The 18,107-nt window shown below is 65.1% G+C and carries 19 protein-coding genes; 10 read left to right on the top strand and 9 right to left on the bottom strand.

Annotated elements, in window-relative coordinates; all coding sequences use genetic code 11:
* Positions 1-16 precede the first annotated feature (16 nt).
* The 3 genes from M0208_RS01345 to M0208_RS01335 are packed head-to-tail and all read left to right on the top strand — an operon-like array spanning position 17 to position 2,195.
* The gene (locus M0208_RS01345; RefSeq protein ID WP_258889952.1) at positions 17-1,150 is read left to right on the top strand and encodes a bifunctional 2-C-methyl-D-erythritol 4-phosphate cytidylyltransferase/2-C-methyl-D-erythritol 2,4-cyclodiphosphate synthase; all 1,134 of its coding nucleotides are present in this window, start codon (positions 17-19) and stop codon (positions 1,148-1,150) included.
* On the top strand, positions 1,147-1,665 hold the full coding sequence (locus tag M0208_RS01340; protein ID WP_258889951.1) for a hypothetical protein: 519 nt from the start codon (positions 1,147-1,149) through the stop codon (positions 1,663-1,665). The genes M0208_RS01345 and M0208_RS01340 overlap by 4 nt, the downstream gene beginning before the upstream one ends.
* The gene (locus M0208_RS01335) at positions 1,665-2,195 is read left to right on the top strand and encodes a CinA family protein (RefSeq protein WP_258889950.1); all 531 of its coding nucleotides are present in this window, start codon (positions 1,665-1,667) and stop codon (positions 2,193-2,195) included. The genes M0208_RS01340 and M0208_RS01335 overlap by 1 nt, the downstream gene beginning before the upstream one ends.
* Here M0208_RS01335 and M0208_RS01330 read toward each other — a convergent pair.
* Positions 2,129-2,614, bottom strand: coding sequence for a type II toxin-antitoxin system RatA family toxin (locus tag M0208_RS01330; protein WP_258889949.1), 486 nt, complete (start codon positions 2,612-2,614; stop codon positions 2,129-2,131). The two genes, M0208_RS01335 and M0208_RS01330, sit on opposite strands and share 67 nt — an antisense overlap.
* Positions 2,614-3,543: a lipoyl synthase gene (lipA, locus tag M0208_RS01325; RefSeq protein WP_258889948.1), complete on the bottom strand. Its 930-nt coding sequence runs from the start codon at positions 3,541-3,543 to the stop codon at positions 2,614-2,616. The genes M0208_RS01330 and lipA overlap by 1 nt, the downstream gene beginning before the upstream one ends.
* Positions 3,544-3,640: 97 nt before the next feature.
* Between lipA and M0208_RS01320 the strand changes: the two genes are divergently transcribed.
* Positions 3,641-4,303, top strand: a complete 663-nt coding sequence (locus M0208_RS01320) for a carbonic anhydrase (RefSeq protein ID WP_258889947.1) — start codon at positions 3,641-3,643, stop codon at positions 4,301-4,303.
* Positions 4,304-4,306: 3 nt separating this feature from the next.
* On the opposite strand, the gene M0208_RS01315 is transcribed toward M0208_RS01320, so the two are convergent.
* The 3 genes from M0208_RS01315 to aspS form a co-directional block, all read right to left on the bottom strand.
* Positions 4,307-5,077, bottom strand: a complete 771-nt coding sequence (locus M0208_RS01315) for a polyphosphate kinase 2 family protein (RefSeq protein WP_258889946.1) — start codon at positions 5,075-5,077, stop codon at positions 4,307-4,309.
* On the bottom strand, positions 5,074-6,453 hold the full coding sequence (locus tag M0208_RS01310; protein ID WP_258889945.1) for an APC family permease: 1,380 nt from the start codon (positions 6,451-6,453) through the stop codon (positions 5,074-5,076). The genes M0208_RS01315 and M0208_RS01310 overlap by 4 nt, the downstream gene beginning before the upstream one ends.
* A 94-nt stretch (positions 6,454-6,547) precedes the next feature.
* On the bottom strand, positions 6,548-8,341 hold the full coding sequence (gene aspS, locus M0208_RS01305; protein ID WP_258889944.1) for an aspartate--tRNA ligase: 1,794 nt from the start codon (positions 8,339-8,341) through the stop codon (positions 6,548-6,550).
* 130 nt (positions 8,342-8,471) lie between these two features.
* Here aspS and rnd point away from each other — a divergent pair, with 130 nt between their 5' ends.
* Positions 8,472-9,647 (top strand): ribonuclease D, encoded by a 1,176-nt coding sequence (gene rnd / locus M0208_RS01300; protein ID WP_258889943.1) that lies wholly within the window; start codon positions 8,472-8,474, stop codon positions 9,645-9,647.
* Positions 9,644-9,937 (top strand): I78 family peptidase inhibitor, encoded by a 294-nt coding sequence (locus tag M0208_RS01295; RefSeq protein WP_258889942.1) that lies wholly within the window; start codon positions 9,644-9,646, stop codon positions 9,935-9,937. Before rnd ends, M0208_RS01295 begins: the two co-directional genes overlap by 4 nt.
* Here the strand turns inward: M0208_RS01295 and M0208_RS01290 are convergent.
* Genes M0208_RS01290 through M0208_RS01275 form a run of 4 tightly spaced genes read right to left on the bottom strand, consistent with a single transcriptional unit; the run spans position 9,934 to position 15,420 of the window.
* Positions 9,934-11,379 (bottom strand): Ppx/GppA family phosphatase, encoded by a 1,446-nt coding sequence (locus M0208_RS01290; RefSeq protein ID WP_258889941.1) that lies wholly within the window; start codon positions 11,377-11,379, stop codon positions 9,934-9,936. The two genes, M0208_RS01295 and M0208_RS01290, sit on opposite strands and share 4 nt — an antisense overlap.
* Positions 11,380-11,382: 3 nt before the next feature.
* On the bottom strand, positions 11,383-13,560 hold the full coding sequence (locus tag M0208_RS01285) for an RNA degradosome polyphosphate kinase (protein ID WP_258889940.1): 2,178 nt from the start codon (positions 13,558-13,560) through the stop codon (positions 11,383-11,385).
* The gene (locus tag M0208_RS01280) at positions 13,557-14,177 is read right to left on the bottom strand and encodes an HdaA/DnaA family protein (protein ID WP_258889939.1); all 621 of its coding nucleotides are present in this window, start codon (positions 14,175-14,177) and stop codon (positions 13,557-13,559) included. The genes M0208_RS01285 and M0208_RS01280 overlap by 4 nt, the downstream gene beginning before the upstream one ends.
* A 10-nt stretch (positions 14,178-14,187) precedes the next feature.
* On the bottom strand, positions 14,188-15,420 hold the full coding sequence (locus tag M0208_RS01275; RefSeq protein WP_258889938.1) for a heavy-metal-associated domain-containing protein: 1,233 nt from the start codon (positions 15,418-15,420) through the stop codon (positions 14,188-14,190).
* Between the two features lie 65 nt (positions 15,421-15,485).
* Here M0208_RS01275 and purM point away from each other — a divergent pair, with 65 nt between their 5' ends.
* From purM to M0208_RS01255, 4 genes are read left to right on the top strand one after another with little or no spacing between them, the layout of a single operon-like run.
* Complete coding sequence (purM, locus tag M0208_RS01270) at positions 15,486-16,577, top strand: phosphoribosylformylglycinamidine cyclo-ligase (protein WP_258889937.1); 1,092 nt, start codon at positions 15,486-15,488, stop codon at positions 16,575-16,577.
* Positions 16,574-17,128, top strand: coding sequence for a phosphoribosylglycinamide formyltransferase (gene purN / locus M0208_RS01265; RefSeq protein ID WP_258889936.1), 555 nt, complete (start codon positions 16,574-16,576; stop codon positions 17,126-17,128). The genes purM and purN overlap by 4 nt, the downstream gene beginning before the upstream one ends.
* Positions 17,125-17,502, top strand: coding sequence for an MmcQ/YjbR family DNA-binding protein (locus M0208_RS01260; RefSeq protein ID WP_258889935.1), 378 nt, complete (start codon positions 17,125-17,127; stop codon positions 17,500-17,502). The genes purN and M0208_RS01260 overlap by 4 nt, the downstream gene beginning before the upstream one ends.
* Complete coding sequence (locus M0208_RS01255; RefSeq protein ID WP_258889934.1) at positions 17,499-18,098, top strand: hypothetical protein; 600 nt, start codon at positions 17,499-17,501, stop codon at positions 18,096-18,098. The genes M0208_RS01260 and M0208_RS01255 overlap by 4 nt, the downstream gene beginning before the upstream one ends.
* Positions 18,099-18,107: the final 9 nt, after the last annotated feature.

The following is an 18,107-nucleotide window of genomic DNA, read 5'->3' as shown; positions in this document are numbered from 1 at the left end:
GCTGGGTTAGGCGCGGATGATGAGTCGTCCGAGAACCGTGGCGCTGATCGTTGCAGCCGGGCGCGGTGTGCGCAGCGGCAGCGATATGCCCAAGCAATTCGCCCCGCTCGCCGGGCGTCCGATGATCGCCTGGAGCCACGCGGCGCTCTCCGCGCACCCGGAGATCGATGACGTCATCGTCGTCATCGGGGCAGGCCAGGACGCGGCGCTGGCCGCGGCCGTGCCGGGAGCGTCGAGCATCGCCGGCGGGGCCGAGCGGCGCGATTCGGTGGCTGCGGGACTGGCCGGGATCGATGCCGATTGCGTGCTGGTGCATGACGCCGCGCGGCCGTTCATTCCGGCCGCAGTCGTGGACCGTCTGCTCGCGGCGCTGGACGACAATGAAGGCGCGGTGCCGGTGATTCCGGTCGCGGACACGATCGTCAACGACGCTGGCGATGTCGTGCCGCGCGCCACGCTCAACCGGGTGCAGACCCCGCAGGCGTTTCGCTTTGACGCCCTTGTCCGCGCGCACCGCGCATGGTCCGGCGACGCACCGACCGACGATGCCCAGATGGTGCGCGCGCTTGGCGGATCGATCGCGCTGGTGCAGGGCGATACGATGTTGGAAAAGGTCACCTATCCTGCCGACTTCGCTGCCGCAGAGGCGCGGATCGGCTGGGAAACGCGTTCCGCCAGCGGCTTCGATGTCCACCGGCTGGAGGATGGCGAGGAATTGTGGCTCGGCGGGGTGCTGATCCCGCATCATCAGGGGCTGTCGGGGCATAGCGACGCCGATGTCGCGCTCCATGCGATCACTGACGCGGTGCTGGGAACGATCGCCGCGGGCGACATCGGGACACATTTTCCGCCCAGCGATCCGCAGTGGAAGGGCGCCGAATCGGGGCAGTTCCTGCGCCACGCCGCCGGTCTGGTCGTGGCGCGCGGTGGTCAGGTGACGTTCGTCGATCTGACATTGATGTGCGAGGCCCCCAAGATCGGCCCGCACCGTGCGGCGATGCAGTCGCGGATCGCCGAGTTGCTGGGGCTTTCGATCGATCGCGTCAGCGTGAAGGCGACGACGACCGAACGGCTCGGCTTCACCGGGCGCGGCGAAGGGATCGCAGCGCAGGCGATCGCCACCGTCCGACTGCCGGGGACGCTGTCGTGAAGCGGTTGGCGCTTTTCCTTGCTATTGCCACCCCGTCGGTCGCCGCCGCGCAAACCCCGTGCCTGACCGCCGCCGAGGCCGAGTCGATCGCGCTCGTCGCGTTGCCCGACATCATCCGCGAAACCGGTCGAGTCTGCGCGGCCTTGCCCGCGAGCAGCCTCGTCCGCCGCACGTCGGGGCCGTTCATCGCGAAGTATCAGATCGCCGCCGATGCCGCCTGGCCGGCGGCGCGCGCCGCGATCGCCAAGCTCAGCGACCCGTCGGTGATGATGCTGCTGCAATCCGATTATGCGCGACCATTGATCACGTCGCTGTTCGCCCCGCAGGTCGTGGGGCGCGTCACCGCGTCCGATTGCCCGACGATCGATCGACTCGCGACCTTGCTAGAACCCCTGCCCGCGCGGAATACCGCCGGGATCGTCGTGGCCACGCTGCAATATCTGAAGGCTGAAAAGGCGCGCGGCACGACGGCGGTCGCCGATGTGCCCGATCTTCCGGTATGTAGCGTCAGGTGATGACCGACTCGATCCTACCCCCCGACCTGGTCGCCGCGGCGACGAAGGTGATCGACGCCAATCGCGCGGCGAAGCGTATCATCGCGGTGGCCGAAAGTTGTACCGGCGGTCTGGTATCGGCGGCGTTGACCGAGGTGCCCGGTTCCTCCGACGTGTTCGAGGCCGGGTTCGTAACCTATTCCAATGAAGCGAAACAACGATCACTGAAGGTCAGCAACGACGTGATCGAGACGTTCGGCGCGGTGTCGATCGCAGTCGCGTGGAGCATGGCGCAGGGCGCGCTGGAGGCAACGCGCGCCGATGTCGCGGTGGCAATCACCGGCGTGGCTGGACCCGGCGGCGGAACCGAGAAGAAACCGGTCGGGACGGTCGTCTTTGCCCGCGCCGAACGCGGCGGCGATCCGTCCGACGTGATCGCCGACAAGCATCAGTTCGGCGATCTGGGTCGCGGCGGGATCAGGCTTCAGGCGGCGCTATGCGCGCTCGATCTGCTGATGCCGCCCGAACCCGAGACGCCCGCGTCGGCGTAGAGCACCCGCGCCCGTTCCTCGAACGCGCCGATCATGCGGCGCAGCGCGGCGCCGAACACCTGCCCGGCCAGCATCTCGAACACGCGGTTCTTGAACGCGAAATCGACCGAGAAATCGACCACGCATCCGTCGCCGTCGGATCGAAAGCGCCAGTCGTTATGCAGGAATTTCAGCGGTCCTTCGACGTAATCGACGCGGATCGCATCAGGTCGCATCTTTTGAACTTTCGACGTAAACGTTTCCCGCAACCCTTTGAATCCGACGATCATATCGGCCAGCGTTTCGGTCGATGTATCCTTGCGCACGCGCATCGCGGTGACCCATGGCAGGAACTCGGCATAGCGCTTCACGTCGGCGACCAGATCGAACATCTGTTCGGGCGTGTAGGGCATCCGCCGCGTTTCGTGATGCTTGGGCATCAGGCCGCGAGCTTGGCGTCCCGCGCCGCCCGCATCTTCGCGAAATCGTCGCCGGCGTGATAGCTCGACCGGGTCAGCGGCGATGATGCTACGAGCAGGAACCCCTTCGCCCGCGCAATCGCGGCGAAGGCGTCGAACGCCTTGGGGGTCACGAAATCCATCACCTTGGCGTGGCGCGGCGTCGGCTGCAGATACTGGCCCATCGTCAGGAAATCGATGTCGGCGGACCGCATGTCGTCCATCACCTGATGCACTTCCAGCCGTTCCTCGCCCAGCCCGAGCATGACGCCCGATTTGGTGAAGATCGACGGGTCGTGCCGCTTCACGCTCTCCAGCAGCCGCAATGACGCATAATAACGCGCGCCGGGCCGAATCGTCGGGTAGAGCCGCGGCACGGTTTCCAGGTTATGATTGTACACGTCGGGCCGGGCCTCGACGATCGACTCCACAGCGGCCTGCGCCTTATTCCTGAAATCCGGCGTCAGGATTTCGATCGTCGTCGTGGGGTTCGCGCTACGGATCGCGTGGATCACCTTCACGAACTGGCTTGCCCCGCCATCGGGCAGGTCGTCACGATCGACCGAGGTCACGACGATATGCTGTAGGCCCATCTGCGCCGCCGCCTCGGCGACATTCTGCGGCTCCATCGCATCGACCGCGCGCGGCATCCCGGTCTTCACATTGCAGAACGCGCAGGCGCGGGTGCAGGTGTCGCCCAGGATCATCACCGTCGCGTGCTTCTTGCTCCAGCATTCGCCGATGTTGGGGCAGGCCGCTTCCTCACAGACGGTCGTCAGGCTCTTCGATCGCATCAGCGCGCGGGTGGCAGCGAATCCCGCGCTGGTCGGCGCCTTCACACGGATCCAGTCGGGCTTGCGCTGACGGCCTTCGGGGCGTTCCGGACGGGCGAGCGGAGTCATGTCGTTCATGCCTGCGCGAGATAGCCACGCCGCGCGCACGAAACAATGCCGGAACCGGGCGCGCCGCTGTATGTTCGCACCGCAGACCCTGATGACGGAGCGCGCGATGACCCAGTTTTCGGACTTGCTGAACGGCTATCATCGCTTCCGCACCGCCGATTGGCATCGCCAGCGCGACCGCTGGACCGCGCTGAAGGACGGTCAGGAGCCGAAGGTCATGATCATCGCTTGCTCCGACAGCCGGGTCGACCCCGCGCAGATCTTCGACACGTTGCCGGGGGAGATTTTCGTGGTCCGCAACGTGGCCGCGCTGGTGCCGCCGTTTGAAACCACCGCAGGCTATCATGGCGTATCCGCGGCGTTGGAGTTTGCGGTGACGCAGTTGAAGGTCGCCGAAGTCGTCGTGATGGGCCACGAAAAATGCGGTGGCGCGAAGGCGGCTCTTACCCGCGCCTATGCGCACGCCGCGCCGGGCGAGGGCGGCTTCATCGCCAATTGGGTTCATATGCTCGACGATGCGCGCGACCGGATCGACGCTGGCGGCCAGACCGGCAAAGCGGCGGAGCGGGCGATGGAGCATGAAGCCGTTCGTACGTCGTTGAAGAATCTGCGCACGTTCCCGTTTGTGCAGAAGGCGCTGGATGACCGGGCGCTGACTATCCACGGCGCATATTTCTCGATCGCGGATGGTGTGCTTCACGTGCTGGGCGACAATGACGCGTTCAGTCCGGTCCAGGTCATGGTCGCGCCGTTGCTGAACGATTATTGAGCCTCAGCCGAACGCTTCCTTCGCCAGCCGTGCGACCTCAGGATCGATCGGCGGCGGCTCCATCGGCACCTGCGCCGCCAGCGTGTCGGCGATATGCGTCAACGCTGCGATCCGTGCGGATTTCTTGTCGTTGCCGTCGATGACGGTCCAAGGCGCGACCGCGGTGTCCGTCCGCGCGAACATCTCGTGCATCGCCTCCAGATATTCCGCCCGCTTGGCGCGGTTGCGATAGTCGTCCGCTCCGGTTTTCCAGCGTTTCCAGGGATCTTTCAGCCGATCCTTCAGCCGCTTGTCTTGCTGACTCTGGCTGACGTGGACGAATAACTTGATCAGCGTCGTGCCACCCTCGATCAGTTTCGCCTCGAACGCGGTGATCTGGCCGTAGGCGCGCCGCCATTCGCCTGGCATGGCATAGCCTTCCACGCGCTCAACGAGCACGCGACCGTACCAGCTACGGTCGAAAATCGCGATATTGCCGGGTTCGGGCAGGCGCTCGCGGAACCGCCACAGGAACGGGTGCGCCTTTTCTTCGGCGCTCGGCGCACTGATCGGATAGACCTCGAACCGGCGCGGATCCCATTCAGAGACAAGGCGCTGGATGATGCCGCCCTTCCCCGCCGCGTCCCAGCCTTCCAGCATGATCACCGCTGGCCGTGCGTGAATGATGTGCGCGACCAGAATTTTCTCCAGCCGTCCCTGCACAGCCTCCAGATCGCGGCGATAGTGCCCCTTATATTCCTTGCCCTTTTCGAAATCGGCCAGATCGATCGTCATGCATGGACCTCCCATTTGCCGCGCCGGCGCACGACGAACCAGTAATAGCCTGCGGACAGGAGGATTTGCACGCCGGTCATCATCAACCCCGGCCGGCCTTCCTCCAGATCGAGCCAACTCGTCCAGACGACATAGCCGAGCGCGACGAGCGTGACGATCGGCGCGAGCGGATAAAGCGGCATCCGGTAATGCGCGCCGTCGGTCCGCCCGCTGCGCCGCCCGGCGATCACGGCGAGCGCGATACCGGCGTAGATCGCGACGAGGCCGGTGCCGCTCAGCACCAGCAGGAGCTGCAGCGGCAAAAAACAGCAGGCGATGCCGATGCCGCCGACCAGCAAGGTGCCGACGTGCGGGCTGCCGAAGCGCGGATGGACTGCGCTCAACCACGCATCGACCCGCCGTCCCCAGCTGCGGTCACGCCCGGTGGAATAAAAGAACCGCGCGCAGGCCAATACGCAGGCGATTACCGCGTTGACGATCGCGATCACCACGGCAACCGACACCCACGCCGCGGCCGTCCCCCCACCCCGCGTTGCAACCAGCAGGCCGAACGGGTCTTCGGCCGCGAGGAATGCGCGCAGGTCGATCGCCCCCGTCAGCGCAGCAAGGATCGGTAACCCTTCGAAAACCAGGGTTAACGCGAGCGCCCACAGAATCGCCTTGGCGATGCGCCTGGGCGCTTCGTGCATCTCCTCCCCGAAATAGACCGCAACGCCGTATCCGTTCAACGCGAAGATGGCGATCGAGGTGGCCAGGCCGATCGCAGCCGGGCTGGAGGGCACCAGTATCTCTCCATCGAGCATGACCGGGTTGAGCAGAAACTCGCTCACCGGCCGCATCGCCTCGCCGAATCCGAGCACGACGACCGCGACCAGGGCCAGCGTTTCGACCAGCAGGAAGACGCCGGTGACGGCGGCGTTCACGCGGATGTCGAGCAATGCCACGAGCGTCGCGCCAGCAACGACCGCCACTGCGATCGGCACAGCGGGCAGCCCGGGTATGACCGTCGACAGCACGGCCGCGATGCCCAACCCCGCGACCGGCGGAAAGAACAAATTGTTGAACACGCTGACGCCCAGCATCACGAAACCGGCCAGCGGCCCCATCGTGTGCGCGACCGCGACATATTCGCCGCCCGACACCGGCCAGACCGACGACAGTTCGGCGTAGATGAACGCGGTCATTACGCAGACGACGGCGGCGATCGCCAGCGCCCACACCGCTCCGGTCCCCGCGGTCTGCAGCATTCCCGGCGCGATGACGAACACCGACGATGCGGGGGTCGCGACCGACAATGTGAGGAACAGCACACCTGTCATGCCGAGCCGACGCGCGAGTTTCGGCGCCGACGCCGGCTGTATCTGTCCTTCCAGCATCGCACCCCCTTAAATCAGGCGGCGTGATGACATGGTTAAGACGCGTTCGGAAGTGCCTCGTCACCCCAGCGAAGGCTGGGGTGACGGACGTTGGTTATGGCTTCGGGACGTCCGCAGTCGAACGCAGATTCAGCTCGCGCAATTGCTTGGGCGTCGCGAAGTTCGGCGCGCCCATCATCAGATCCTCCGCCTTCTGCGTCATCGGGAAGACGATTACCTCGCGGATGTTGGGTTCGTCCGCCAGCAACATGACGATCCGATCGATTCCCGGCGCGGAGCCGCCGTGCGGCGGCGCGCCGAACTTGAAGGCGTTGATCATGCCGGCGAAATTCGTGTCGACGTCGGCCTGGGTATAGCCCGCGATCTCGAACGCCTTGTACATGATTTCCGGCCGATGATTCCGGATCGCTCCCGACGACAATTCGATACCGTTGCAGACAATGTCATATTGATAGGCAAGGATATCGAGCGGATTCTTGGTCTCCAGCGCCTCCATCTCGCCCTGCGGCATACTGAAGGGGTTGTGGCTGAAATCGACCTTCTTCGCGTCCTCATCATATTCGAACATCGGGAAATCGACGATCCAGCAGAATTCGAAGCGCGACTGATCGATCAGCCCAAGCGTCTCCGCCACGCGCGTCCGCGCCAGCCCGGCCAGCTTTGCCGCCTGCGCTTCCTTGCCCGCGGCGAAGAACAGGCCGTCGTCCGGACCAAGGCCGAGGCCGTCCGCCATCGCGGTCATCTTGTCCTCGCCGTGGTTCTTGGCGATCGGACCGCCCCACTCGCCAGCCTTGCGCGTGGCGTAACCAAGGCCCGCGAAACCCTCGCCTTGCGCCCACGAGTTCATGTCGTCGAAGAATTTGCGCGACCTGTCAGCGGTGCCCGGCGCCGGGATCGCGCGGACGACATCGCCGGCTTCGACGATCGAGGCGAAGCGGCCGAAGCCCGATCCTACGAAGTGATCGCTCACGTCCGAAATCAGGATCGGGTTGCGCAGATCGGGTTTGTCGTTGCCGTATTTCAGCATCGATTCGCGGTAAGGAATGCGTTTGAATGGCAGCGGGCTGACGGTGCGGCCCTTCCCCTGCCAGTCCGCGAACTGCTCGAATACGCCATGCAGCACCGGCTCGATCGCCGCGAAAACATCGTCCTGCGTGACATAGCTCATTTCGAAATCGAGCTGATAGAACTCGCCCGGCGACCGATCGGCGCGCGCATCCTCGTCGCGGAAACACGGCGCGATCTGGAAATATTTGTCGAACCCGGCGACCATCAGCAACTGCTTGAACATCTGAGGCGCCTGCGGCAGCGCGTAGAACTTGCCCGGATGGACGCGGCTGGGGACAAGATAGTCGCGCGCGCCCTCGGGCGAGGATGCGGTCAGGATCGGGGTCTGGAATTCGGTGAAGCCCTGATCGATCATGCGACCGCGGATCGAGGAAATGACCTTCGACCGCAGCATTATGTTCTGATGCAGCCGTTCGCGCCGCAGATCGAGGAAGCGATACCGCAAACGGATGTCCTCGGGGTATTCCGCGTCGCCCGCCACCGGCATCGGCAGCTCCTGGGCCGTCGACTGGACCTCAATCGTGTCCGCCACCACCTCGATTTCACCCGTGGCGAGGTTAGGATTGGTCGCATCGGCGCCGCGTGAAACTACTTCGCCGGTGATGGTCACGACCGACTCGACTCGCAACCTTTCGAGAAGCATCATCGTGTCGCTGCCTGCCTTGGCCACGATCTGGGTAAGCCCATAATGATCGCGCAGATCGACGAACAATACGCCGCCGTGATCGCGTTTGCGGTGGACCCAGCCCGACAAGCGGACGGTGTCTCCGACGTTGCTCGCGGACAGCGCGGCGCAGTTATGGGTGCGGTAGGCGTGCATGACGTAATCTCTGATTACGTCACCCCAGCGAAGGCTGGGCGCTGGGATGACGGTGGATTGAAGCCCGCGCCCCTCCCCCTCCTGACCCCTCTTTGTCAAGGCGCGCGCGGCGGTCTATGGGGCAGCGCTTATGCATATTCACCCGCTCATCACCGACAGCGCCACGCTCGCCAACCTCTGCGCCCGGCTGGCCGACGCACCGTTTGTCTGCGTCGACACCGAATTCATGCGAGAGAGCACGTTCTACCCAGAATTGTGCCTGATCCAGATCGCGGATACCGAGGAAGCAGCCGCGATCGATCCGATGGCGCCGGGTCTGGACATGAAGCCGTTGCTCGACCTGCTGACCGATAACGAAGACGTATTGAAGGTATTCCATGCCGGCGGGCAGGATCTCGAGATTGTCTACAATCTGACCGGCAAGACCCCGCACCCGCTGTTCGATACGCAGGTCGCGGCGATGGCGCTGGGGCAAGGCGAGCAGATCGGTTATTCGAACCTGGTCGACAGCTGGCTCGGCATCGCGGTCGACAAGGGCGCGCGCTTCACCGACTGGTCGCGCCGTCCGCTGGATGCGCGGCAGATCGAATATGCGATCGGCGACGTGACGCACCTCGCAGCAATCTTTCCCAAGATGCTGGAGCGATTGAAGAAGACCGGTCGCGGTGGCTGGCTCGATCAGGAGATGGAGCGGCTGGGTGACCCCGCCAACTACGCGAACGATCCCGATCTGGCGTGGAAGCGCGTGCGTATCTCGGGACGCAAGCCCGACGTGCTGGGTCGCCTGAAGGCGATCGCGCGGTGGCGCGAGCTGGAGGCGCAGGGCAAGGATTTACCGCGCGGCCGGATCATGAAGGACGAGACGGTCGCAGACCTCGCCGGTCATCCGCCGAAGAAACAGGTCGATCTGGCAAGAGTACGCGGCCTTTCCGCGACCTGGGCGCAGAACGACATCGGCAAACGCCTGATGACCGCAATCGATTCGGCCGAACCTCTGTCGGCCGAGGAAATGCCGCCGCGTGACGATCGCAAGCCGGGCCTTGGCAAGGACGGCGCTTTGGTTGCCGATCTGCTGAAACTGCTGTTGAAGATTCGCGCGCGCGACATCGACGTCGCGCCGCGCCTGCTGGCGCGCGGCGAGGAACTGGAGTTGCTCGCGGCTGGCCAGCGCACGAACCTCGCGATCCTCGACGGGTGGCGCTACGACCAGTTCGGGCATGATGCGCTCGATCTGGTCGAGGGGCGGCTGGCATTTGCGGTGCTTGACGGGAAGCTGACCATGACCCGCACGGAGAGGACGGCATGAAATATCTGCTGATCGCGACGCCGTTGGTGCTGACCGCTTGCATGGGCGATGGAGCAAGTCGTCCGGGACACCCGCTGCCGACAGGCGCGCAATGCGACGCCGGGCCGGCGCAGCGCTTCGTCGGCGAACCTTTCCGGCCGCAACTTGCACAGCAGGCCAGGCGTCTGTCGCAGGCGCGAACGGTGCGCGTGATCCGGCCGGGCCAGGCGGTGACGATGGATTTCCGCGGCGATCGGCTGAACGTAGAGATCGACGACCGCAATCGCGTCCACGTGCTACGCTGCGGTTAATCCACTAGCGCCGCGCGGCGCCCGAGCGCTGCCGCCAGCGCGGCGTGCCGCTTCGTGACGGGCTCGCCGTACAGCGCCTGGTCCTCGGCGCTCAGGCGCAACGTCAGCGTTGCTGGATCGAGCCCCAACCGGGATCGTTGCAACGGCCCGGCGAGCCCCGCCGACAACCGCTGGCCAAGTCGCATCGCCAGGCCCCAGCGGGTGGCGCGCGCCAGATCATCGGGATTGGCGAGCGCGGGCAATGGATCGGGCGCTGCGGTGCTGCCGCCGAGGCTGGTCCATAGAGATTGAGCAAGCATTGCGCGTCCACGCGCGTCGATCGCCACCCAATTGCCGTGCAATGCGATTTCCACGCCGCGTTCGGCGCGAAATTCGGGATTTGCGCGCCAGCCCACGTCGGCAAGCTGGCATGCTGCATGACGCAAGCGGGCGTCCGGGTCGCCTTCGAACAACGGTGCGATCCAGTCTTCGAGCAGATCGCCATGTTCGGGAAAGCGCCCCGATCGTCGGCCTTCGTCGCGCGCCGCGGTAACCAATGGGTCTTCCGCCCGGGTCGACGTATCGAGCGCGCCGTAAAGCAAACCTTCGCGAAGACCATAGGCCGAGACGATCGTTCCGCTGCTTTTCAGATACTTGATGAGCACACTCAGTAGCGCGGCGGCATTCCCAAGCGTTGGTATGCGCCCGCCCGACAGCCCGGGCACCGCCTTCAGCTTGCCTTTTGTAACGTGTGAGATGGTTCGTCCAAGCCGCGCGATCGTGGCGGGGGGCATCGCGTATTGGTGAATCACCGGCAGCGGATAGCGGGTCCAGTCCATGTCCAGCCGCGCGAGCGCGCGCCACGACCCGCCCACCAGATACAGCGACAGCCCCTTCCCCGCCCCGCTCCATCCCGCCTCGCGCAGCAATTTGGCGACACGGCGATCGAGCGCGTTCTTCTCGCGCAGCGCCGCGATCCGCAGGACGCCGAGCGGGAAGGAAATACGGTCGCGAATCTCGCCCTTCCGAACACGCACGAGTTCAAGGCTCCCGCCGCCCAGATCCCCGACAATCCCGTCGGCGTGGGGAATTGCCGACAACACGCCATGCCCCGCGCCGATCGCTTCCTGTTCGCCAGAGAGAAGTTCTACAGCCAACCCGAAGTTCGCCGCGATATCGATGAGTTGGTCACCATTGTTCGCATCCCGTACCGCCGCCGTCGCGACGGTCCGCACGCTATCGCATCCCATCTCGCGGGTAAGCGTTGCGAATCGACCGAGCGCGGCGGTGGCCGCCTTCATCGCACCCGAATCGATCTTGCCGGTGGCGACGAGCGAGCGGCCCAGTCCGGCCAGAACTTTTTCGTTGAACAGGATTGCCGGCAAGCGCGCCGGGCCTTGATAGACGACCAAGCGGATCGAGTTCGAACCGATGTCGATGATCGCAGTACGGGGATGGCGCACCCGTCAGTGCCGCCGACGCAGCGACAGCGTCGGCACCTCCGCACCCTCTTCGTCAAGGGCAGCGCCGCGCCCCGACAGCGAGGGATTAGTCATGAAATAACGGTGCAGGTTGAACGGCCGCTCGCCCGGAGTGACGCGGGTGTAGCCGCCGTCGGGCTCGAGTTCCCAACTCTGTTCGTTGTCGATCAGATTGGCGACCATCACCTGATCGAGGATCTGATCGTGCACCGTGCCGTTTTCGATCGGCAGCATGTATTCCACCCGTCGATCGAAATTGCGCGGCATCCAGTCGGCCGACGAAATGGTCAGCACCGCATCGTCATTGGGCAGCGCCGCGCCATTACCGAATACAGCAATCCGGCTATGTTCCAGAAAGCGCCCAATCACCGATTTCACACGGATATTGTCCGACATTCCGGGCACTTTAGGCCGCAGGCAGCAGATGCCACGGATGATCAGGTCGATCTCCACCCCCGCCCCACTCGCTTCATAGAGCTTTTCGATGATCGCCGGGTCGACCAGGCTGTTCATCTTCGCCCAGATCGATCCCTGCCGCCCGGCGCGGGCGTGCGTGATTTCCGCGTCGATCAGCGCGATCAGCTTGTCGCGAAGGCTTCTTGGGCTGAGGACGACCAGTTCCATATCCTCCGGTTCGACATAGCCGGTGATGTAGTTGAACATCCGCGCAGCATCGCGCCCGACACGGGGATCGGCGGTGAAGAAGCTGAGATCGGTATATATTTTTGCGGTGACCGGATGATAGTTGCCGGTGCCGAAATGGCAGTAGGTGCGGAACTGTCCCGCTTCGCGCCGCACGACCATCGACACCTTGGCGTGCGTTTTCCAGTCGATAAAGCCGTACACCACCTGCACACCGGCGCGTTCCAGCGCGGAGGCCCACAGCAGGTTCTGCTCTTCGTCGAAGCGCGCCTTCAGTTCGACCACCGCGGTCACCGACTTGCCCGCTTCGGCCGCCGCAATCAGCGCGTTGATCACCGCCGACTGTTTGCCCGCGCGGTAGAGCGTTTGCTTGATCGCCACGACATCGGGGTCGTTGGCCGCCTGTTTCAAAAAAGCGAGCACAACGTCGAACGTCTCATACGGATGGTGGACGACGATGTCCTTGGCCTTGATCGCCGCAAAGCAATCGCCGCCAAACTCTCGAATACGTTCGGGAAAGCGCGGCGTGAAAGGTGGGAATTTGAGGTCCGGGCGATCCTCGTCGACGAGCATCTCCAGGTCGCCGATGCCAAGGAACGTGCCGCTTTCGGTGATCAGCGCGTCCGATCCGCCGAGTTCGTCGCGCAGCGCGGAGGCGAGCCCCTCTGGCATTCCGGTTTCCAGCTCCAGCCGGATGACGCGCCCGCGCCGACGCCGCTTGACCGCATTGGCGAAGTAGCGAACCAGATCTTCGGCCTCTTCCTCGATCTCGATATCGCTGTCTCGCAGCACGCGGAATTCCGCCGCCCCCTCGACGCGGTAGCCGGGGAACAGGACGTTCGAAAACCGCTTCAGAATCGATTCGGCCGCGACGTAACGCGCCTTTTCACCTGGCAGTCGTACGAACCGCGGCATCCCGGCTGGCAGCATGACGAGTTCGCGGATCGGCTCCTTGTCCGATTGGCGCACCAGATCGAACATCACCGCCATCCCCTTGTTGGGCATGAACGGAAACGGATGGGCGGGGTCGAGCGCCTGCGGGGTCAGGATTGGAAATAGCTGTTCGCGGAAATGCGTCTCCAGCCAACCGATCTCGTCGACCGACAAAACCGCGTCGACCTTGCTCGACCCCAGCACTTGCAGCCCGGTATCGGCGAGCGCGTGCCGAATATCGCGCCACACAGCCTGCTGGCTGGCCAGCAGGGCGTCGGCTTCCTCGGTAAGCGCGCTCAACTGCTGGCTTGGCGTCAACCCGTCCTGCGATTGCTTTTCAACGTCCTGGAGCTGCTGACCTTTCAACCCCGCGACGCGCACCATGAAGAATTCGTCGAGGTTTGACCCCGAAATCGACAGGAAGCGCAACCGTTCGAGCAAGGGGTGCGCTGGATTGCACGCTTCCTCCAGCACGCGGCGATTGAACGCCAGCCACGATAGCTCGCGGTTAAAATAGCGCTCGCTTCCCCCACCCTCGAAGGGATCGTCATCGGCATCGAGGCGGGCGAGGTGCGCGGAGCGGGTCATGGATGTTCCGGGGGTTGTTGGATCAACGCCGCAGCGGCCAATGTGGTCCGTGCGAGGGGGATGGAAAGACGCTTGCGCCGTTCCAGCACCTCCTGATCGAGGATATCGACGGTGCGCATGACGGCGACATGACTACGCTCGATCCGCTGTACGAGCCAGTCGATCAGATCGCCGCGCGCATCGAGACCACGCCGCAGGAATTGGCGTTCGAGCAGCATGCGCATCAGCGCGTCGTCGGGTTCGGCGATCGTGGCGATTGGCGAAGCGGCGAGACGTGAACGAAGGTCGGGCAGCTTCACCGCCCATTCTGGCGGCGCGGCATCGGCAACCAGCAGCAGCGGCCGTCGATCGGCCTGCGCGCGGTTCCAGGCGTGAAACAGATCGGTTTCCGCGCGGGCATCGGCATCGTCGATGATTGCGCCGCCACTCTTTGCCGCAAAAATGCGCGCCAGCAGGCTGCGCCCCGATTTGCGCGGCCCCACCAGGATCGCGGTCATCACCGGCCACGCGCCCCAATGTTCGAGCGTATGCGCGGCGCGCGAATTCGACGGGGTGATCAGAAATTCGTCGTCGCGGGGATCCTCCGGCCAGGCCAGAGGCAGCGCGATTTGAGTCATGCGCGCGCGCTCATCCCGCGGTCGCGTCGTCGGCCGGCATTTCGGGCGGCAACAGCGCCGGTGCGCGACGAATACGCAGCGTCGCGCCCGATCCGAACACCTGCCATCCACGCGCCTCCAACGCCGCCTTGAACGCATCCGGCGGTCCGCCGAAATTGACCGTCATCACCGATAGCCCGCCAAGCGCAAGGCTGCTGGTGGCGGCGGAAGATACGCCCGGCACGCCGCGCACCGCCGCTTCGCCCGCGCTGACCGCAGCGACGCCGGGGGTGTCGAACTGAACTTGGATGACCGTCACACCGACCGACGGGATGGCGGCGGCGAGTGAATCGGCGGGAAGCTCTTCCTCCACCGGCGTAGTAGCCTCCGGCACGTAGGAAAGGCCGGGATCGGCGCGCAGATAGCCGTTGCGCAGCGCCGCCTGATACGATTCATCGATCCGCTTCACGCCGGCGTCGAGCAATGCGGGCAGTCCCGCCACGCTGCCGACACGCAGGGTGGCCTGCTGCAGCATCCGGTTATCCGGTCCCCAACGCGCTTCGAACACGCCGATCACCGGCCCGCCTGGCCATTGGCGATAGAGGCGCACGGTCGGGATCAGCACGTCCGACCCGCCATATTGATCGAGCACCGTCCGCCACCATCCGCGTCCCGGCCGCCCGGTCTGCCCGGCGTTCAGCAGCAGCGGGTCGGGACCGGTGCCGGTCGGGCGGATGTAGTCTATCGTGCTGTTGCCGGTGCGATAGCGCGCCCACGCCTCCTGCCACGCGCTGCGCTGCTCCAGCGCGGTGCCGACGCCGCCCGACCAGGTGACGGGGATCACCACCATTGGCGGCGAGCGCATGACATAGCTGGCGATGCCGAGCAGCGACCCGGCGCGCGCGCGGTCGAACAGCACGCCGAGCTTGGCGATATAGCGGTTCGGGCCGATCTGTTCGTTTTCGACCACGATGCCTGAGACGATCGAATCGAGCGTCGAATCGGGCACTAGGCCCCCGCCGCCGCCCAGCCTGCGCGACAATTGCTGCCAGCCTTTGCGCTGCGCAACGCGCCACCCGCCGAGCCGCGCTGCGTCGGCGGTCTTGGCCGAAACGTCGACGGTTACGCCGCTGACCTCATAATCGCCCGAACTGTCGATCGGCGCGACTCCGCGGTCGCCGCCCTCGATCTGCGCGACGCCGATACCGCCAGCGAGCGTCAGCGCGGCGACGGCGGGGATCAGGAAAAGCGGACGGATACGCATGGATGCGCGCCTTTTGGCGAAGCAGGCGTGGAAATCCAAGCGGGGAATGGCTAGCAAGCTGCGTCATGAGCGAGAACGGCTACACTTACGCCCAAGCCGGCGTGTCGATCGCAGCCGGAAACGCGCTGGTCCGCGCGATCGGGCCGCTGGCGAAATCGACCCGGCGCGCGGGGGCCGATGCGGAACTTGGCGGGTTCGGCGGGTTCTTCGATCTGAAGGCGGCGGGTTTCGTCGATCCGTTGCTGGTGGCGGCGAACGACGGGGTCGGCACGAAGCTGAAGCTAGCGATCGAATGGGATCGGCACGCAGGCGTCGGGATCGATCTGGTCGCGATGTGCGCGAACGATCTGATCGTGCAGGGTGCGGAGCCGCTGTTCTTTCTCGATTATTACGCGACCGGAAAGCTGGACAATGCGGTGGCCGAGCAGGTCGTCGCGTCGATTGCGGAGGGGTGCCGGATTGCGGGTTGCGCATTGATCGGAGGCGAGACCGCCGAGATGCCGGGGATGTACGCCGACGGCGACTACGACCTGGCCGGTTTCTGCGTCGGTGCGGTCGAGCGGGACCGGATGCTGACGGGCGGCGCGATCGCGCCGGGCGACATTCTGCTGGGATTGGCGTCGTCAGGGGTTCATTCGAACGGCTTTTCGCTGGTTCGGCGGCTGGCGAGCGACAAGGGGTGGAAACTCGATCGCCCGGCGGTGTTCGACCAGGACCGGCTGCTGATCGATCATCTGATGGCGCCGACGCGGATTTATGTGAAAAGCCTGCTGCCGCTGATCGCCGAACGGCGGATCAAGGGATTGGCCCACATTACCGGCGGTGGACTTCTTGAGAATATTCCACGGGTTCTGCCCGGTAATTGTCACGCGATCGTCGACGCCGATGCGTGGGAGCAGTCGCGGTTGATGGCGTTCCTGCAGGCGCAAGGGTCGATCGAGCCGGAAGAAATGGCGCGGACGTTCAACTGCGGGATCGGAATGGTGGCGGTCGTCGCTGCGGAAGACGTCGAACAGGTTACCGCTGCATTGAAAACGGCGGGCGAAACGGTGTTCCGGATCGGCGCGGTTGAGGCCGGTGCGCGTGGCTGCACCGTCCGTGGATCGGCGGAGACGTGGAGCGCCCGGGCCGACTGGACCGCCACGCATAGCGCATGAAGAAGGTCGCGATCCTGATTTCCGGACGGGGATCGAACATGATGTCGCTCGTGGAGGCGTCGGGCGACGCCTATCAGGTGGTCGTGGTCGCATCCGACAAGCCCGGCGCAGCGGGGCTCGACTGGGCGCGCGAACACGCGATCGCCACGTTCGCGCTGTCGCCGATGAAGATCGGCAAACCGACCTATGAGGCCGCGCTGGACGGCGCGTTGCGCGAATCCGGGGCGGAGGTGATCGCGCTGGCGGGGTACATGCGGCTGCTGTCGGATGATTTCGTCGCGAAATGGCGCGGGAGTATCCTCAATATCCATCCCTCGCTGCTGCCGAAGTACAAGGGACTCGACACGCACGCACGGGCGATTGCCGCGGGCGACCGGCAAGCGGGATGCTCGGTTCACGTCGTGACCGAGGAACTGGATGGCGGCGAGGTGCTGGGGCAGGCGGAGGTAGCGGTCGAGCCGGGCGACACCGCCGAAACGCTTGCCGCGCGCGTGCTGGCGGCCGAGCATCGCCTTTATCCGCAAGTGCTGGCAGGGTATTGCGCGCGATGAGTCCTGATCCAGACCTCAATCTAACCCGCCTGCGCGCCATCGCGCTGGCGCTGCCCCAAACCTACGAGAAATTGTCACACGGATCGCCGGGCTTCTTCATCGAGAAGGGCAAGGCGTTCGCGTACTTCTGGCACAACCACCACAGTGACGGCGAGACGGTCGCGATCGTGAAGACCAGCGGGCGCGACGAGCAGGCGATGCTGATCGAACAGGAACCCGACATCTATTATTCGCCGCCGTATATAGGGCCATCGGGGTGGATCGCGATCCGGCTCGATCGTGATGACGTCGATTGGGATCACATCGGTGACCGGGTTGCCATGAGCTGGGAAATGGTCGCGCCGCGGCGTTTGCTCGAAATGGGTGGACGATGAGCGAGACACCGGCCGAACGTGCCGAGGCTGCGGCGACGCGGCGGCGGTGGATTTCGTTGGCCGAGGCGGTGGCGGTCGCGGGCGTGCTGATCGGCGCGATCACCTTGTTCCTGAACTGGTCCGATCGGCGCGCCGAAACCGCAGAGAAGGTCACGGCGTCCAAGAGCGAGGCGCAGGCGAAGGCCAAGGTGGCGCTGACCGGTACGGCGTCGGATGGCGGACGCGTGCTGAAGCTGTCGGACGCCGCGCATGATCTGCAGGAGGCAACGGTGGCCTTTCCGCGACCGCTTGGCGTGCCGATCCAGCGCACCACCGCCGAACCGGGGATCGATTCGCGCGGCTTTGCGGATGCGCTTTTGAAGCTGACCGACGACGGTCCGGACGAGCGCGCCGGGCGCGTCCCCGCATTGGTGACGGTGCGGTATCTGGTCGACGGATCGCCGCGGTCACACAGCGCGATCTACGATGTGATCTGGCGCACCGAGGGACGGATGCTGCAGGGGCGGACCCTGCGGCTGGAGGCGCTGCGGTTACGTGAACCGGGCGGCAATCAGGCGCGGGTCGACGCTTTGTGGAAGCGCGACGGGTTCAGCTGAGCGCCGGAC

Origin of the sequence: Sphingomonas sp. SUN019, assembly GCF_024758705.1 — a bacterium.
Classification (GTDB): Bacteria; Pseudomonadota; Alphaproteobacteria; order Sphingomonadales; family Sphingomonadaceae; genus Sphingomonas.
This window is presented reverse-complemented; position numbering and strand designations above follow the sequence as displayed.

Coding starts and splice junctions, on each gene's coding strand:
- purM (WP_258889937.1), top strand. CDS start 15,486: ATGAGCGAGAACGGCTACACTTACGCCCAAGCCGGCGTGTCGATCGCA.
- M0208_RS01310 (WP_258889945.1), bottom strand. CDS start 6,453: ATGCTGGAAGGACAGATACAGCCGGCGTCGGCGCCGAAACTCGCGCGT.
- M0208_RS01345 (WP_258889952.1), top strand. CDS start 17: ATGATGAGTCGTCCGAGAACCGTGGCGCTGATCGTTGCAGCCGGGCGC.
- M0208_RS01315 (WP_258889946.1), bottom strand. CDS start 5,077: ATGACGATCGATCTGGCCGATTTCGAAAAGGGCAAGGAATATAAGGGG.
- aspS (WP_258889944.1), bottom strand. CDS start 8,341: ATGCACGCCTACCGCACCCATAACTGCGCCGCGCTGTCCGCGAGCAAC.
- lipA (WP_258889948.1), bottom strand. CDS start 3,543: ATGAACGACATGACTCCGCTCGCCCGTCCGGAACGCCCCGAAGGCCGT.
- purN (WP_258889936.1), top strand. CDS start 16,574: ATGAAGAAGGTCGCGATCCTGATTTCCGGACGGGGATCGAACATGATG.
- M0208_RS01330 (WP_258889949.1), bottom strand. CDS start 2,614: ATGCCCAAGCATCACGAAACGCGGCGGATGCCCTACACGCCCGAACAG.
- M0208_RS01335 (WP_258889950.1), top strand. CDS start 1,665: ATGACCGACTCGATCCTACCCCCCGACCTGGTCGCCGCGGCGACGAAG.
- M0208_RS01295 (WP_258889942.1), top strand. CDS start 9,644: ATGAAATATCTGCTGATCGCGACGCCGTTGGTGCTGACCGCTTGCATG.
- M0208_RS01280 (WP_258889939.1), bottom strand. CDS start 14,177: ATGACTCAAATCGCGCTGCCTCTGGCCTGGCCGGAGGATCCCCGCGAC.
- M0208_RS01275 (WP_258889938.1), bottom strand. CDS start 15,420: ATGCGTATCCGTCCGCTTTTCCTGATCCCCGCCGTCGCCGCGCTGACG.
- M0208_RS01260 (WP_258889935.1), top strand. CDS start 17,125: ATGAGTCCTGATCCAGACCTCAATCTAACCCGCCTGCGCGCCATCGCG.
- M0208_RS01255 (WP_258889934.1), top strand. CDS start 17,499: ATGAGCGAGACACCGGCCGAACGTGCCGAGGCTGCGGCGACGCGGCGG.
- M0208_RS01285 (WP_258889940.1), bottom strand. CDS start 13,560: ATGACCCGCTCCGCGCACCTCGCCCGCCTCGATGCCGATGACGATCCC.
- rnd (WP_258889943.1), top strand. CDS start 8,472: ATGCATATTCACCCGCTCATCACCGACAGCGCCACGCTCGCCAACCTC.
- M0208_RS01320 (WP_258889947.1), top strand. CDS start 3,641: ATGACCCAGTTTTCGGACTTGCTGAACGGCTATCATCGCTTCCGCACC.